The 14,738-nt window shown below is 68.6% G+C and carries 14 protein-coding genes; 12 read left to right on the plus strand and 2 right to left on the minus strand.

Annotated features, from left to right (window positions below; translation table 11 throughout):
* Window positions 1–53: 53 nt before the first annotated feature.
* From EZE58_RS00525 to EZE58_RS17145, 4 genes are read left to right on the plus strand one after another with little or no spacing between them, the layout of a single operon-like run.
* On the plus strand, window positions 54–470 hold the full coding sequence (locus EZE58_RS00525) for a YraN family protein (protein ID WP_009378346.1): 417 nt from the start codon (window positions 54–56) through the stop codon (window positions 468–470).
* Window positions 467–2,131 carry a YifB family Mg chelatase-like AAA ATPase gene (locus EZE58_RS00530; RefSeq protein WP_009378347.1) on the plus strand — a complete coding sequence of 555 codons (1,665 nt, stop codon included), beginning with the start codon at window positions 467–469 and terminating at the stop codon, window positions 2,129–2,131. The genes EZE58_RS00525 and EZE58_RS00530 overlap by 4 nt, the downstream gene beginning before the upstream one ends.
* Complete coding sequence (dprA, locus tag EZE58_RS00535; protein WP_040341767.1) at window positions 2,128–3,357, plus strand: DNA-processing protein DprA; 1,230 nt, start codon at window positions 2,128–2,130, stop codon at window positions 3,355–3,357. Before EZE58_RS00530 ends, dprA begins: the two co-directional genes overlap by 4 nt.
* Before the next feature lie 17 nt (window positions 3,358–3,374).
* Window positions 3,375–4,499 carry a tyrosine recombinase XerC gene (locus EZE58_RS17145; RefSeq protein WP_009378349.1) on the plus strand — a complete coding sequence of 375 codons (1,125 nt, stop codon included), beginning with the start codon at window positions 3,375–3,377 and terminating at the stop codon, window positions 4,497–4,499.
* Window positions 4,500–4,525: 26 nt separating this feature from the next.
* Here the strand turns inward: EZE58_RS17145 and EZE58_RS00550 are convergent, their stop codons facing one another.
* Complete coding sequence (locus EZE58_RS00550) at window positions 4,526–5,434, minus strand: peptidoglycan DD-metalloendopeptidase family protein (RefSeq protein ID WP_342474209.1); 909 nt, start codon at window positions 5,432–5,434, stop codon at window positions 4,526–4,528.
* Between the two features lie 794 nt (window positions 5,435–6,228).
* Here EZE58_RS00550 and rpsB point away from each other — a divergent pair.
* From rpsB to EZE58_RS00590, 8 genes are all read left to right on the plus strand, one after another.
* A complete protein-coding gene (rpsB, locus tag EZE58_RS00555; protein WP_063249026.1) occupies window positions 6,229–7,212 on the plus strand; it encodes a 30S ribosomal protein S2 in 984 nt (327 codons plus the stop codon).
* A 33-nt stretch (window positions 7,213–7,245) separates the two neighbouring features.
* Entirely contained in the window at window positions 7,246–8,073 is an 828-nt protein-coding gene (gene tsf / locus EZE58_RS00560; RefSeq protein WP_009378352.1) for a translation elongation factor Ts, read from the plus strand.
* Window positions 8,074–8,232: 159 nt separating this feature from the next.
* Complete coding sequence (gene pyrH / locus EZE58_RS00565) at window positions 8,233–8,985, plus strand: UMP kinase (protein WP_040341769.1); 753 nt, start codon at window positions 8,233–8,235, stop codon at window positions 8,983–8,985.
* A gap of 88 nt (window positions 8,986–9,073) precedes the next feature.
* Entirely contained in the window at window positions 9,074–9,631 is a 558-nt protein-coding gene (gene frr / locus EZE58_RS00570; RefSeq protein WP_009378354.1) for a ribosome recycling factor, read from the plus strand.
* Window positions 9,631–10,638: a phosphatidate cytidylyltransferase gene (locus EZE58_RS00575; RefSeq protein WP_009378355.1), complete on the plus strand. Its 1,008-nt coding sequence runs from the start codon at window positions 9,631–9,633 to the stop codon at window positions 10,636–10,638. Before frr ends, EZE58_RS00575 begins: the two co-directional genes overlap by 1 nt.
* Before the next feature lie 106 nt (window positions 10,639–10,744).
* On the plus strand, window positions 10,745–12,046 hold the full coding sequence (rlmN, locus tag EZE58_RS00580) for a 23S rRNA (adenine(2503)-C(2))-methyltransferase RlmN (protein WP_240388916.1): 1,302 nt from the start codon (window positions 10,745–10,747) through the stop codon (window positions 12,044–12,046).
* 129 nt (window positions 12,047–12,175) lie between these two features.
* Window positions 12,176–12,736, plus strand: coding sequence for a DivIVA domain-containing protein (locus tag EZE58_RS00585; protein ID WP_009378357.1), 561 nt, complete (start codon window positions 12,176–12,178; stop codon window positions 12,734–12,736).
* Entirely contained in the window at window positions 12,729–13,397 is a 669-nt protein-coding gene (locus EZE58_RS00590) for a hypothetical protein (RefSeq protein WP_009378358.1), read from the plus strand. Before EZE58_RS00585 ends, EZE58_RS00590 begins: the two co-directional genes overlap by 8 nt.
* 109 nt (window positions 13,398–13,506) lie before the next feature.
* Here the strand turns inward: EZE58_RS00590 and EZE58_RS00595 are convergent, their stop codons facing one another.
* Window positions 13,507–14,706, minus strand: a complete 1,200-nt coding sequence (locus EZE58_RS00595; protein WP_040341771.1) for an acyl-CoA dehydrogenase family protein — start codon at window positions 14,704–14,706, stop codon at window positions 13,507–13,509.
* Window positions 14,707–14,738 lie beyond the last annotated feature (32 nt).

Genomic DNA, 14,738 nt, shown 5'->3' on the forward strand with positions numbered 1-14,738 from the left:
AGGCCGTTCTCTGATGCTTCCAGACGACCACGTGCTGTGGTGGCCTGGACGGCATGGCACGGACGACGAAGACAGGACGGACTGCGCGGCCGACGGACACCCCGACCCGCGGTGACCGTCAGCTCGCCCTGGGCCGGACGGGTGAGGACCTCGCCGTCGCCCGCCTCGAGGCCGAGGGCATGGTCGTCCTCGACCGCAATGTCAGGTGCCGTGAGGGAGAGATCGACATCATCGCCCGCGACGGAGCGACCATCGTCTTCGTCGAGGTCAAGACCCGCCGCACGATGCGGCAGGGCTCACCGCTCGAAGCGATCACGCCGGTGAAGCTGCGTCGGATCAGGATGCTCTCGGGACTGTGGCTGCGCGAGCAGGCCGAGTTCTACCCTGCGACCCGCATCGACGCGATCGGCATCGTCATGTCACCGCGCCCGACCGTCACCCATGTGCGCAATGTGCAGGTCGACGCATGAGCGAACAGCTGCACATCGTCGATGACCCAGGGGATGACTGCGATGCTGTCGACGCCGACTGGAGCCCCGACGGCGACGAACCATTGGGAGTCGAGGACGCGAGGAGTGGCGAGACGACACCGGAGAAGACCGTCGTCGGACGGGCCGCCGCCGTCGCCCTCTGGGGGCTGGCCGGAAAGATCGTCTCGATCGAAGCCGTCGTCAGCGCAGGTCTTCCCGGCATCGACATCGTCGGCCTTCCCGACGCCTCGGTGAGCGAATCGCGCAAGCGGCTGCGTGCGGCGCTCGCCTTCCTCGGCATCCCGGTCGCCACCCAGCATCTGACGATCAACCTCACCCCGGGCAGTGTGCCGAAGATCGGCACCGGCTTCGATCTCGGCATCGCCGTCGCCGTGCTCAAGGCCCGCGGGATCATCAGCTCCGCCGAGACCGAGGCGGTCATCCACTGTGGGGAACTCGGCCTCGACGGCCGCATCCGACCGGTGAGCGGCGTGCTGCCGAGCCTCCATTGCGGCCTGCTCGCCGGCTTCGACCGATTCGTCGTTCCCGCCGGCAACCGGGCGGAGGCCGCGCTCATCGGAGACGTCGATGTCCTCGCGGTGTCCTCGCTGGCCGAACTCGTCAACGCCTACGGCGGCAGCCTCGCCGTTCCCGCCCTGCCACCGGTCGTCGAGGCTCCCGGACCGGGAGCGCATCCGACCGAACTCCACGACCTCGCCGAGGTGCAGGGGCAGGATGAGGCTCGGTTCGGGCTCGAGGTCGCCGCTGCGGGCGGTCACAACCTCCTCATGCGCGGCACCCCGGGCGCGGGGAAGACCCTGCTCGCTCAGTGCCTGCCCGGGATCCTCCCACCGCTCGACGACGCCCAGGCCCTCGAAGTCGCCGCGGTGCGCTCTCTGCGCGGGGAACTCGTGCCCGGTGAGGAGCTCGATCACCGGCCGCCGTTCGAGGCACCCCATCACCGGAGCACCGCCTCGGCGCTCGTGGGAGGCAGGAAGCCCGGCACGGTCGGCATCCTCAGCAAAGCCCATCGGGGTGTCCTCTTCATGGACGAGGCGCCGGAGTTCTCCCGGGACGTGCTCGAAGCGCTGCGGCAGCCGCTCGAGGCCCGTCAGGTCCACATCCACCGGGCCTGGGGGTCGATGGTGTTGCCGGCATCGTTCCAGCTCGTCATGGCCGCGAACCCGTGCCCGTGCGGGGCGGGCATGCAGGCGGGCGCGAACACGGTGTGCAACTGCACGCCGATGGACAGACGCCGGTACGGCAATCGCCTCTCCGGGCCTCTCCTCGATCGTGTCGACCTCCAGCTCGAGCTCTACCCCGTCACTCCGGCCGACCTGCGTCTCGGCGGGGAGCAGGAGTCGAGCGCAGGTGTGGCCGCACGAGTCGAGCACGCGAGGCGCGCGCAGGCGGATCGGTATGCGAACTGCGACTGGTCGCTCAATGCGATGGCACCGGGGCCGTGGCTGCGCGACCACTTCGGGATGCGACCGGCAGCTCTGCGCAGCCTCGACCGCGCGCTCGAGACGGGGAGGATCACGATGCGCGGCTACGACCGAGTGCTCCGGGTCGCCACGACCCTGACCGACCTCGCCGGGGCGGAGGCTCCCGACGCCGACCGGATCGCTGCGGCCCTCGCGCTGCGGACCCAGGAGACATGATGGACGTGACCCCGCAGCGCATCGCCGTCGCAGCACTCCTGCGGATCGGCGAACCCGGTGACGGCCTGCTCAAGGCCCTCGTCGATGCCGCGGGCCCTGTGACCGCGGTCGAACTCATCCGGGCGATCTCCTCCGGGGCGGTCGCGGTCGACGAGGTCGTCGGACGGCTCTCCGCCGAGCTCGGGGACATCACCGGTCAGGGGAGACTCCCCGAGGCGCTCGCCCGGTGGGCAGTGCGCGCCGCCGACGCCGACGGCGAACACGACCTTGAAGGCATGGCCCGCCTCGGCGGACGTCTCGTCATCCCCACCGACGACGAATGGCCGACCGCCATCGACGAACTCGGTCCCGCAGCGCCCTTGGGGCTGTGGGTGCGCGGGTCGGCGACCCTGCGCGAGGCGCTTGCGCAGGCGGTCGCCGTCGTCGGGGCGCGGGCGGCGAGCGGCTATGGGACGAAGTGCGCCTCCGACCTTGCCTGGGATCTCGCCGCCGACGGGTACACCGTCGTCTCCGGGGGAGCCTTCGGCATCGACGCGGCCGCTCACCGTGCGGCGCTCGCCCGGGAGGGCACGACGGTCGCATTCATGGCCGGGGGAGTCGACCGGTTCTATCCCGCGGCGAACTCGGACCTCTTCGCACAGGTGCTCGAGCACGGTCTCCTCGTCTCCGAGACCGCACCCGGGATGACTCCGATGCGCCACCGGTTCCTCCTGCGCAACCGCCTCATCGCCGCCTCGGCGCTTGCCACGGTCGTCGTCGAGGCCGGGTGGCGCAGCGGGGCGCTCAACACCGCCAGGCACGCGCTCGAACTCTCCCGCGTCGTCGCCGCCTACCCCGGGTCGGTGTACTCGGCGTCATCGGCCGGAACGAACCGGCTCATCCGTCTGAGGGAAGCCGACCTCGTCACCGGCGCCCCCGACGTCCTCGACCTCGTCCGGCCCGAGGAGCTGCCGTTGGGCGACCTCGGCGGCAGTGCAGCCGGGGATTCCTCTCGAGCTGGTGGGGGTTCTGGAGCGGGCGGCCGCGATGACCGGGTCGACGACCTCGGCGAACGGGAGCGGATCTGCCTCAACGCGCTCTCGGCGACGAAAGCCCTCGATGTCGGCACGCTTGCGGCCAGAGCGGGCCTGACGGTGGCCGATGCGCTCTCGGCGCTCGCCCTCCTCGAGATCGAGGGACTGAGCGAACGCGACGGGCCCGGGTGGAAGAAGCTGCGCCGGCGCTGAACGAGTACGCTTGAAGCGTGACCTCATCGCCTCGCTTCCCCGAGGTGGTCGACGACTACGCCGACCACCTGCGCGCGCGTGACGTCTCCGCCCATACCCGCCGCGCCTACGTCGGTGATGTCGGCGACTTCTTCGCGCACGCCGCCCATCTGCCGGGGCGACGCGCAACCCGGACCCCCGAACAGTCACGGGAGACCGACCGGTCACGGAAGACCGACGATTCGGGTGGCGCTGGGTCAGTGGGGTCCGGACGTGGGATCGCCGTGTCCGACATCAGCCTCGACGATCTGCGGTCGTGGCTCATCGCCCTCGACGATGCGGGAGCGGCGAAGTCGACGGTGGCGCGCAAGATCGCGGCGATCAAATCGTTCTTCTCCTACTGCGTGAGCACCCACGGACTGCCGTCCAACCCGGCCGCGCGTCTGCGCACCCCGAAGAAGGACTCACGGCTGCCCACCGTGCTCAAACCCCAGCAGGCGGCCGCCCTCGTCTCGGCAGGACGCAGTGGTGACGGAGGCAATCGGCGGGGAGGAGCCGGGTCGGACCGCGCGCGTGAGGGGGCCGGAGCGACAGCGAGCAGGGGAGCGGGGGCGGACTCCCAACAGGATGAGGCCGCAGAGTCTGACGATGACGCTCAGGCGCTGCTCGCCCGGGACGCCGCCATCCTCGAGATGCTCTATGCGACGGCCGTGCGCGTATCCGAACTCTGCGGCCTCGACCGCAGCGACGTCGACCACCAGCGGTCGATGATCACCGTGCTCGGCAAGGGCGACAAGGAGCGCCGGGTGCCCTTCGGCGGCCCGGCACGCGATGCCCTCGCGATCTGGCTGAGACTGCGGGAGCGCTTCGCCACCGACAGGAGCGGTGACGCGCTCTTCCTCGGCCTGCGTGGAGGCCGAATCGGCGCCCGCCAGGTCCGCGAGCTCGTCCACCGCTACGGCGCGAACAACCCCGACGCCCCCGACATCGGACCGCACGGTCTCCGCCACTCGGCTGCCACGCACATGCTCGACAACGGTGCCGATCTGCGCCAGATCCAGGAGCTGCTCGGGCATTCGACGCTGAGCAGCACGCAGATCTACACCCATGTGTCGATGCAGCGCCTGCAGGAGACCTACCGGCAGGCCCACCCGCGGGCCTGAGCGACTCGCTCACGTCCGGCACGCGCTCACTTCCTGAACTCCCAGTGCCATGCCTCGGGCAGGGACCCTCCCTGCCGTGCCCACGTCGGATGCACCCATCCAAACGTCGGAGCGTTCGCCCGCATCCACTGATGCTCGGCACTGCCGAATGAGTTGATGCCGCCCCCGAGGTCCATCGCAAGCGCCCACCCGTGGTTCGACGTCCCCGGCGTCGCCGCGAGCCTTCCCTTGCGCCGTTTGAGGATGACCTGCGTGTCGTAGTCCCGGTAGGAGTCGGTGACCGAGATCGGCCTGCCGAACCGCGCGGAGTACGCGTGGGAGAGGCGGTCGAATGCGGCCTGCGCATCGCATCGGAGCATGTGCCCGGGGGCGGTGGTGAGCGGGCACAGCGCCGAGGAGGGAATGCGCCCATTCCGGTGTCCGCCCCACCCTCCCGCACCCGAAGCCGTGTCATCGCCGGCCGGCTCTTCGGCCGGCTTGCGTGCAAGCGGCAGCAGGAGGGACGCATCCTGACCGAAGAACGGCGCCGGATCGACATACGCCCGGTCGCTGTCCTTAGGCCAGACGCCGATGTGGAGGCAGGACTCCTGGCAGTGCGCGCCCGTCGAGACTGTGCCGATCTGCTCACCAGCTGCGAAGCGGTCGCCGACGGAGGCATCCGAACGCGCCGGTTGGAAGGAGACGACGTGACCGGACTCCGTCGTGATGCTCATCGTCTCGGTGCCCGCCACCGAGCCGCGGAAGCGAATGGTGCCCGCGGTCGGGGCGCGCACGGGTTCGTCGGGTACGGCCCGGACGTCGATGCCTCTGTGCCCGGCCAGCCATGTCTCCCGCGGCGGATCGAAGGCGGTGACGATCTCCATCGCCGGTACCGGCGTGACCCAGGTGGTGCCCGCGGCTCGGGAAGCCTGCGGGGAGGCGTCAGCTGCGCCCACGCCGCCGAGGGCGACGAGAACCGCGGTGACGAGGACGCTGATCCACAGCAGCGGCCTGCTCGGCAGGGGACCGGCTTTGCGTCGCCGAGGCGGACGCGCAGACGGACGCCGAGTCGGACGGGCCGACAGTCGCCGTCGCGGAAGAGGGGCAGCGCTGCGGTGGGGCGGACGAGTCGATTCGGGAACGGCCATAACGCCCATGGAAATCGATGCCGCCGGTGCTGTCAGCAGAGGATTCTCCGCCTGTGGACGACCATCGGGCGTCCACAGGCCGCGCGCACACGAGTCGGTGCCGCATGCACAGGAGAGAGCACACGAGTGGGACCACCGGACCCCCGATGGGCCGGGCTCCGCTCACCCTCGCCGGTGCCCCACACCGCGGGGAGGCATGCTGAGCGCAATGCGCGTCCACAGCCGAATGCGCACGAGTCGCGGAAGCGGGGAGCCCGCCCGAGAGCGCAGAGGCGACGCGAACCCGACGGCAGCCTCGGCGGGAGGTGGCGCAGCCGCCCGGGCACGGGACAGGCACACCCGGCGGCCGCCTCGGCGAGGGACATCCTCCGATTGGCGCAGGCTTGGCCACCCGCGATAGACTGCCCTCAGCAGAAGCGTGTCTTCTGACTACGCGTATCCGATCTCTTCTCCATCCCATGGTGCATGCGTACGCGCATGTGGGTTGGGCGAACCGGGTACCAGGAATCAACCGAAACCGCCATCGTCGCCGCCAGCCCCGTGTTGGCCGCGAACCATGGCACAACGCACCCGCAGGGTGCACGAGAAAGGAGGGCGTCGGCATGGCCGTCGTCACCATCCGCCAGCTGCTCGACAGCGGCGTTCACTTCGGACACCAGACCCGTCGTTGGAACCCGAAGATGAAGCGCTTCATCTTCACCGAGCGCAACGGCATCTACATCATCGACCTGCAGAAGTCGCTGGGCTACATCGACACCGCGTTCGAGTTCGTCAAGGAGACCGTCTCCCACGGCGGCTCCATCCTCTTCGTCGGCACGAAGAAGCAGGCCCAGGAATCGATCGCCGAGCAGGCCAAGCGCGTCGGCCAGCCGTATGTCAACCAGCGTTGGCTCGGCGGCATGCTCACGAACTTCCAGACCATCTCCCTGCGTCTGCGCCGGCTGAAGGAACTCGAAGAGATCGACTTCGACGACGTTGCGGGCTCCTCGCACACGAAGAAGGAACTCCTCATCCTCCGTCGCGAGAAGGACAAGCTCGAGAAGACCCTCGGCGGCATCCGCGACATGCAGCGCACCCCGTCCGCTGTGTGGATCGTCGACACGAAGAAGGAGCACCTCGCCGTCGACGAGGCGAAGAAGCTGGGCATCCCGGTCATCGCGATCCTCGACACCAACTGCGACCCCGACGACGTCACCTACCCGATCCCGGGCAACGACGACGCCATCCGCTCGGTCTCGCTGCTCACCCGCGTGATCGCCGACGCCGTGGCCGAGGGCCTCATCGCCCGCCACTCCGGCGACGACGAGTCCGGTGAGAAGAACGTCTCCGCCGTCGAGCCGATGCCCGAGTGGGAGCGCGAGCTCCTCGAGGGCAACGCCGCCGAGGCGAACGCCGACGCCGCATCCGCCTCGACCGAAGCCTCCGCCGCTGCCACCGCAGCCGAGGCCCAGTCCGAGGAGACCACCGCCACCGACGCGACGGACGCCGCCGCCGAAGGTGCCGTCGCCGACGCCGATGCGAAGGCAGCGGACGCCGAGGGCAAGGCCGCAGCCGCCGACGCTGCCGCTGACTCCACCGAGTCCTGATCTCACTCACCTCCACCACCACTAGGAGAAAGAATGGCAAACTACACTGCCGCTGACATCAAGGAACTGCGCGAGAAGACCGGCGCCGGAATGATGGACGTCAAGAAGGCCCTCGATGAGGCCGACGGCGACCAGGCGAAGGCCATCGAGCTCCTCCGTGTGAAGGGCCTCAAGGGCGCCACGAAGCGCGAAGGCCGTGCCACCTCCGACGGTCTCGTCGCCACCTTCGTCGACGGCGGCGTCGGCACCATGATCGAGCTCGACTCGGAGACCGACTTCGTCGCGAAGTCGCAGCGCTTCATCGACCTCGCCGACGAAGTCCTCGCACTCGCCGTGTCGAACAAGTCCGAGTCAGCCGAGTCGCTGCTCTCGGTCGAGGCCGACGGCAAGACCGTCGCCCAGTTCATCACCGAGTCCGGTGCCGCCCTGGGCGAGAAGGTCGACCTGCGCCGCGTCGGTCGTCTCGAAGGCCAGAAGGTGGAGTCCTACCTCCACCGCACGAACAAGGACCTGCCCCCGCAGGTCGGTGTTCTCTTCGCCTACGAAGGTGACGACCAGGCCGTCGCGCACGACGTCGCCGTGCACATCGCCGCCCTCGCGCCGAAGTACTTCTCGCGTGAGGACGTCCCGGCCGAGCTCGTCGAGAACGAGCGCCGCATCGCCGAGGACACCGCGAAGAACGAAGGCAAGCCGGAACAGGCTCTGCCGAAGATCATCGAAGGCCGCGTCAACGGCTTCTTCAAGGAGAACTGCCTGCTCGACCAGGGATTCGCGAAGGATCCCAAGCAGACCGTGGGCAAGGTCCTCGAGGCCGCCGGCCTCAAGGCGACCGGTTTCCTCCGCTACCGCGTGGGAGCCTGATCCGCTTGTGATCGCTGTGGGGGTCCGTGAGGACTCCCACAGGATCCGATGACGGGGTCGGACCGATGGGTCCGGCCCCGTTTTCGCTAGACTGACCCAGACGAACCACCCGGATCGGCGCTGCCTGCGGCGGCGCCGAACGCATGGAAGAAGGACCTCATGACATCCACCCCGGTACACGAATCGAGCCACGCCAGCCGACCGGTGCGCACGCATCGTCGCCGCGTGCTCCTCAAGCTCTCCGGCGAGGTCTTCGGCGGAGGCAGCATCGGCGTCGACCCCGACGTCGTCGCTGCCGTCGCCCGGGAAGTCGCCCCCACCGTCGAGGACGTCGAAGTGAGCATCGTCGTCGGCGGCGGCAACTTCTTCCGCGGCGCCGAGCTCTCCCAGCGCGGCATGGACCGCACGCGCGCCGACTACATGGGAATGCTCGGAACCGTGATGAACTGCCTCGCTCTGCAGGACTTCCTCGAACAGCTCGGCGTCGACACCCGCGTGCAGACCGCGATCCCGATGTCCCAGGTCGCCGAGTCCTACATCCCGCGCCGGGCGATGCGCCACATGGAGAAGAACCGCGTCGTCATCTTCGGCGCCGGCGCCGGTCTGCCCTACTTCTCCACCGACACCGTCGCGGCCCAGCGCGCGCTCGAGATCCACGCCGATGAGGTCCTCATCGCCAAGAACGGCGTCGACGGCGTCTACACCGCCGACCCGAAGCTCGACCCGACGGCTGCGAAGATCGACGAGATCACCTACCAGGAGGCTCTCCAGAAGGGTCTCAAAGTCGTCGATGCCACCGCGTTCTCCCTCTGCATGGACAACCGGCTTCCCATGCACGTCTTCGGCATGCAGGGTGAGGGAAACCTGCGCAAGGCCATCGCCGGTGAGAAGATCGGCACACTGGTCAAGTAGCCCACACCGCACCGGTCCGGGTCAGCAGAAAACCACCTCGGACCCATAGAATGTTCACACAGCTCCAATCGACTGAAAAGAGTGTCTCGTGATTGAAGAAACACTGGCAGAGGCCAGGGAGAAGATGGACAAGGCCGTGGAATTCACGCAAGAGGACTTTGCGTCGATCCGCACCGGCCGGGCCAACCCCGCGCTCTTCGCGAACATCGAGATCGACTACTACGGCGCTCCCACGCCGCTCCAGCAGCTCGCGTCGTTCCAGACGCCCGAGGCCCGCACGATCCTCGTCACTCCCTACGACCGCGGGACCCTGGGTGACATCGAGAACGCCCTGCGCAACTCCGACATCGGCGCCAACCCCGCCAACGACGGCAACGTCATCCGCGTCGTCCTCCCCGAACTCACCGAGGAGCGCCGCAAGGAGTACGTGAAGATCGTCAAGGGCAAGGCCGAGGACGGCAAGGTCTCGATCCGCAACATCCGCCGCCACGCGAAGGACACCCTCGAGCGGATCAAGAAGGACGGCGAAGCCGGCGAGGACGAGGTCACCCGCTCGATCTCCGAACTCGACGACATCACGAAGAAGAAGGTCGACGCCATCGACAAGCTGCTCGGCCAGAAGGAAGCCGAGCTCCTCGAGGTCTGATGATCGCGTTGACCGGGCCCGACCGTCCCACCTCCGATCCGACCCCCGACGAGGGGTCGGATCGGGAGACTGCGGCGACCCCAGAGCCGACACCGTTCCCGAAGCGGCGCGACCTCCGCGGCACCGACACGGTCTTCACGCAGGAGACCGCTGCCGTCGAGGTCGAGGTCGAGACGGCGCCCGCACCCAAGGACTACGGCCGGGCCGGCCGCAACCTCCCGGCGGCGATCGGGATCGGCCTCCTCATCGGCGGGATCGTGCTCGCCTCGCTGATCCTCCTTCCCGAAACCTTCCTCTTCATCATCCTCATCGCGATCGTCGCCGCGATGTGGGAGCTCGCCAACGCGCTCTCCCGGTCCGGATCGCTCGTCTCCCGCATCCCGACGATGATCTCCGCGGCCTGCATGGTCGTCGCCACGTACTTCGGCGGCCGTGAGGCCCTGTGGGTGACGTTCGCCGCAAGCGCCGGGGCCGTCATGCTCTTCACGATGGTCGAGCGGCGCAAGAACGCGGTCAAGGACGTCTCCCTCTCCCTCTTCGCGCTCACGTACGTCGGCCTCATGGCGTGCTTCGTCGTCTATCTCCTCACCCTGCCCAACGGCAACTTCTACGTCATCATCTTCCTTGCCAGCGTCGTCGCCTCCGACATCGGCGGCTACGTCTTCGGCGTGCTCTGGGGCAGGCATCCCATCGCCCCGCGGATCTCGCCGAAGAAGTCCTGGGAGGGCTACCTGGGATCCGTCGTATTCACCACGGCCGTCGCCACGACGCTGGCGATCACCCTCTTCGACGCCCCGTTCTGGACCGGGCTCGTCATCGGCGTCGTCATCCCCGCGTTCGCCACCCTCGGCGACTTCAGCGAATCGATGATCAAACGCGACCTCCACCTCAAGGACATGGGCACCCTGCTGCCCGGTCACGGCGGCGTCATGGACCGCCTCGACTCGATCCTCCCGACCGCGCCCGTCGCCCTCGTCCTCTTCTCCTTCCTCCCCGGCTTCATGTGAGGCTGGGACGGCCGCCCGGTCGTCGCATCCCCTCGCCGAGGCGGTCGAAAGTTCGGGTGTCCCCGACCACACAGCGTCGCCGGGACCGGCATGAGACAATGGGGGAGTGATACCTCCAGCCGGAAGCAGACAGGTCAGGCCCGTCGTCGAACACGCCGACGGGACGACGTCGACGACCCCGATGCGCGACGGTCGCCCGCTGCTCAACTTCAAGTCCCCCCGCGTCGCCCAACCCCAGCAGCACCTCGCGGACATGACGATGGACGAGCGCATCGACGCCGTCACCGAGATGGGTCTTCCCGCCTTCCGCGCCAAGCAGCTCTCCACCCACTACTTCACGCGCTACCACACCGACGTCGAGTCGATGACCGACCTGCCCAAGGATCTGCGCGCACCCCTTGCAGAGCGCTTCTTCCCTCCGCTGCTCACCGAGGTCAGGCGCCTGACGACAGGCAACGGCGACACGATCAAATTCCTCTGGCGTCTCTTCGACGGTGCGCTCGTCGAATCCGTCCTCATGCGCTACCGCAACCGCATCACACTGTGCGTCTCGAGCCAGTGCGGCTGCGGGATGAACTGCCCGTTCTGCGCCACCGGCCAGCAGGGTCTGACCCGGAACATGTCGACGGCCGAGATCGTCGAACAGGTCATCCGCGCCAACCAGGCCATCGCCGCCGGTGAACTCGCACCGTCCAAGCCGAGCGCCGACGCCGACGACGAGGTCGCCCTCGGTGCGGAAGCCGACGAGGAGCAGGGCGAGACCCCCGGCGAGTCCGCGACCGACCCGGCGGCCGCCTCGGCGGGAGGACCGGAACGGGTGACGAACATCGTCTTCATGGGCATGGGCGAACCCCTGGCCAACTACAAGCGGGTGATGAACGCGGTCCGCCGCTTCGTCGCCCCCGCGCCCGAGGGCCTGGGCATGTCGGCGCGGCGGATCACCGTCTCGACCGTGGGGCTCGTGCCGGGCATCAACAAGCTCGCCGCCGAGGACATCCCCGTAACCTTCGCGCTCAGCCTCCACGCCCCCGATGACGAGCTGCGCGACGAGATGATCCCGGTCAACACCCGGTGGAAGGCCGACGAGGCGATCGACGCGGCCTTCAACTACTACCAGGTCACCGGTCGCCGGGTGAGCATCGAGTACGCGCTCATCAAGGACATGAACGACCACGCATGGCGGGCGGATCTGCTCGCGAAGAAGCTCAACGCCCGCGGCCGCGGCTGGGTGCACGTCAACCCGATCCCGCTCAACCCGACCCCGGGATCCGTGTGGACGGCCTCGGACCCGGCCGTCGCCGACGAGTTCGTCCGCCGGCTCGTCGACGCCGGCGTTCCGACGACGATCCGCGACACCCGCGGCTCCGACATCGACGGTGCCTGCGGACAGCTCGCCGCCGCCGACTGACGCCTGACTCGGCCGAGGCCGGACCCGACCCGGGCCCGAGCCACCGACACTTCGCGCCGCAGTGACTGCGGCGGACCACCGATGCTCGAACTATCATGGTGGAAACGACACACTCTGTACGGAGGAATCATGGCGGACACGACGTTCCCCCGCATGTCCGGTTGGAAGAACGGCTACGACCCGAAGCAGGTCGACAGCTTCTTCAAGAGGGCACGCGAGTCATTCGAACGACCCACGCCGCAGCCCGGCGACCTCGACTCCCGTGCCGTGCGCACGGTCGGCTTCGACCTCGTCCGCAAGGGCTACCACGTCGCCGTCGTCGACGCCGCCCTCGACCGCCTCGAGGACGCCTTCGCCAAGCAGGCCCGCGACCGCCTCATCGCCCAGTCCGGACAGGACGCCTGGGTGCAGGAGCTCACCCGCGTCGCCGCGTCCCTGCGGGGACGCCTCGTCCGTGAGGCGGGGGAGCGCTTCGACAGCCCGCCCGCCGGCGTCATCGGCTACGACATCGCCCAGGTCGACGACATGTGCGAGAAGGTCAACGCCTATTTCACGCAGGGCGTGGCGATGAGCGTCGACCAGGTCCGCAGGGTCCTGTTCAAGACCGCGAAGGGCAACAAGGCCTACGACGAGGATCAGGTCGATGCCTTCATCGACCGCGTCGTCGAGGTGATGGCCTCCGTTGACTGACTTCCACTGGTTCACCAAGCCCGGTGACGGGACTCCCGGCACCCTCAACCCGGTCTTCGAGATCCTCGACTACCCGATCGTCCTCGGTCGGACCGACGACACCGTCATCACCGGGGACGTCCCGGACGCGCCCCTCATCGACGGGCGCGAGGTCACCGATCCGCGCCTGCTCAAGGCACTCGCCGTGCCCGTCGAACTCGACCGCGCCGAGGCGCTCGACCGCAGCGCGAAACTCGCCGGAATCCTCCGGACGATGGGAGTCGACACCGGGACGAGCAGGGTGCGCGTCGACGCCGATGTCCCTGCTGTCGCCCGGGCGCTCAGTGTGCTTGCTGCGATGCGCCTCGGTGTCGTCGTCGACGCCCGCACAGATGGTTCGGAGACCGACCCCGCCGAGGTGCGCATCGTCGGCATCGACGCCGACCCGATTGAACCCGGACGGGCCTCGGTCAAGGTCGTGCGCTCGCGCTTCGAGGGCGTCGGTGTGAGCATCGCGGGGGAGACCGCGAACCTCGACCAGGCGATGCGCGACTCCCGCGTCGAATCCGCCGAGGTCGCCGCGCTCGACCCGTCTCAGACCCTCGTCCTCACGAACGACGGTCCCCTCAGCGCGGCTGAGAGCCTGCCCTGGCTCGAGGAATTCCTCCGCCGACAGGGGTGAATGGCGACCGCCCCGCGCCTCGGCGCCGATGGCGGCGCACAAGGGCGGGGCGGAAGCGACCGGTCGGATGACCAGGTGCGCCGGTCGAGGACGCCGACCGGCGTCGACCTCAGTTCGCGAAGGCGTTGATCCCGGTGAGGGCCCGGCCGAGCGTGAGCTGGTGGACCTCATGGGTGCCCTCGTAGGTGAGCACGGTCTCGAGGTTGACCGCGTGGCGCAGCGGCGGGTACTCGCTCGTGATCCCCGAACCGCCGAAGAGCGCACGCAGGTCCCGGCAGACGTTCATCGCCGTGTCGACGTTGACCATCTTGCCGAGGCTGATCTGCTCGGGGCGCACGCCCTTCGCGGAGTCCTTGAGCTCACCGAGGTGAGCGGCGAGCAGCGTGATCTGCGAGTACTGGCCGAAGGCCTTCGCGAGCTTCTGCTGCGAGATCTGGAATGAGGAGATCGGGCGATCGAACTGGATCCGGGTGCCCGTGTACTCGATCGCCGAGAGCAGAGCGTCGCGGGCGGCACCGGTGACGCCGAAGACGATGCCGAAGCGCGCCTCCGACAGGCACGAGAGCGGAGCCTTGAGGCCCTTGGCCTCGGGCAGCATCGCATCCTCGGGCAGGCGGACGTTGTCGAGGACGATCTCACCGGTGATCGAGGCCCGCAGGGAGATCTTGCGGTGGATCTCCGGGGTCTGCACGCCCTCGGTGTCCGACGGCACGACGAAGCCGCGGATGACCGGACGGCCCTTGTCGTCGGTCTCCTCCGTCTTCGCCCACACGACCATGACGTCGGAGACGGGTGAGTTCGTGATCCACATCTTCGAACCGTTGAGGATCCAGTCGGAACCGTCCCTGCGGGCGGTCGTCTTCATGCCCGAGGGGTCCGAGCCGACGTCGGGTTCGGTGAGTCCGAAGCAGCCGAGTGCCTTGCCGGCGGCCATCTTCGGCAGCCACTCCTCCTTCTGCGCCTCCGAACCGTAGCGGTGGATGGCGAACATCGCGAGCGACCCCTGGACGGAGACGAGGGAGCGCAGACCCGAGTCGATGGCCTCGAGCTCACGGCAGGCGAGACCGTACTGGGTGGCGGTCGACCCGCCGCAGCCGTAGCCCTCGAGGTGCATGCCGAGGACGCCGAGCTCCCCGAGGCCCTCAGCGAGTTCACGAGCGGGAATCGTCGCATCGAGGAAGTAGTCGCCGATCTTCTCGCGGACGTTCTCGTCGAGCCACTTGCGGACGACGTGCGCGAACTCGAGGTCGTCGGCGTCGAAGACCGAATCCAGTCCCAGGATCTCGTCGGGGCTCATCGTTGCACTCATCTATACCTCTCTCGCCTTTGATCTGGTGTGCT

This window comes from Brevibacterium sp. LS14 (assembly GCF_012027885.1).
GTDB lineage: Bacteria > Actinomycetota > Actinomycetes > Actinomycetales > Brevibacteriaceae > Brevibacterium > Brevibacterium casei.

Coding starts and splice junctions, on each gene's coding strand:
- tsf (WP_009378352.1), top strand. CDS start 7,246: ATGGCAAACTACACTGCCGCTGACATCAAGGAACTGCGCGAGAAGACC.
- rpsB (WP_063249026.1), top strand. CDS start 6,229: ATGGCCGTCGTCACCATCCGCCAGCTGCTCGACAGCGGCGTTCACTTC.
- dprA (WP_040341767.1), top strand. CDS start 2,128: ATGATGGACGTGACCCCGCAGCGCATCGCCGTCGCAGCACTCCTGCGG.
- EZE58_RS00575 (WP_009378355.1), top strand. CDS start 9,631: ATGATCGCGTTGACCGGGCCCGACCGTCCCACCTCCGATCCGACCCCC.
- EZE58_RS00595 (WP_040341771.1), bottom strand. CDS start 14,706: ATGAGTGCAACGATGAGCCCCGACGAGATCCTGGGACTGGATTCGGTC.
- EZE58_RS00530 (WP_009378347.1), top strand. CDS start 467: ATGAGCGAACAGCTGCACATCGTCGATGACCCAGGGGATGACTGCGAT.
- EZE58_RS00585 (WP_009378357.1), top strand. CDS start 12,176: ATGGCGGACACGACGTTCCCCCGCATGTCCGGTTGGAAGAACGGCTAC.
- pyrH (WP_040341769.1), top strand. CDS start 8,233: ATGACATCCACCCCGGTACACGAATCGAGCCACGCCAGCCGACCGGTG.
- EZE58_RS00525 (WP_009378346.1), top strand. CDS start 54: ATGGCACGGACGACGAAGACAGGACGGACTGCGCGGCCGACGGACACC.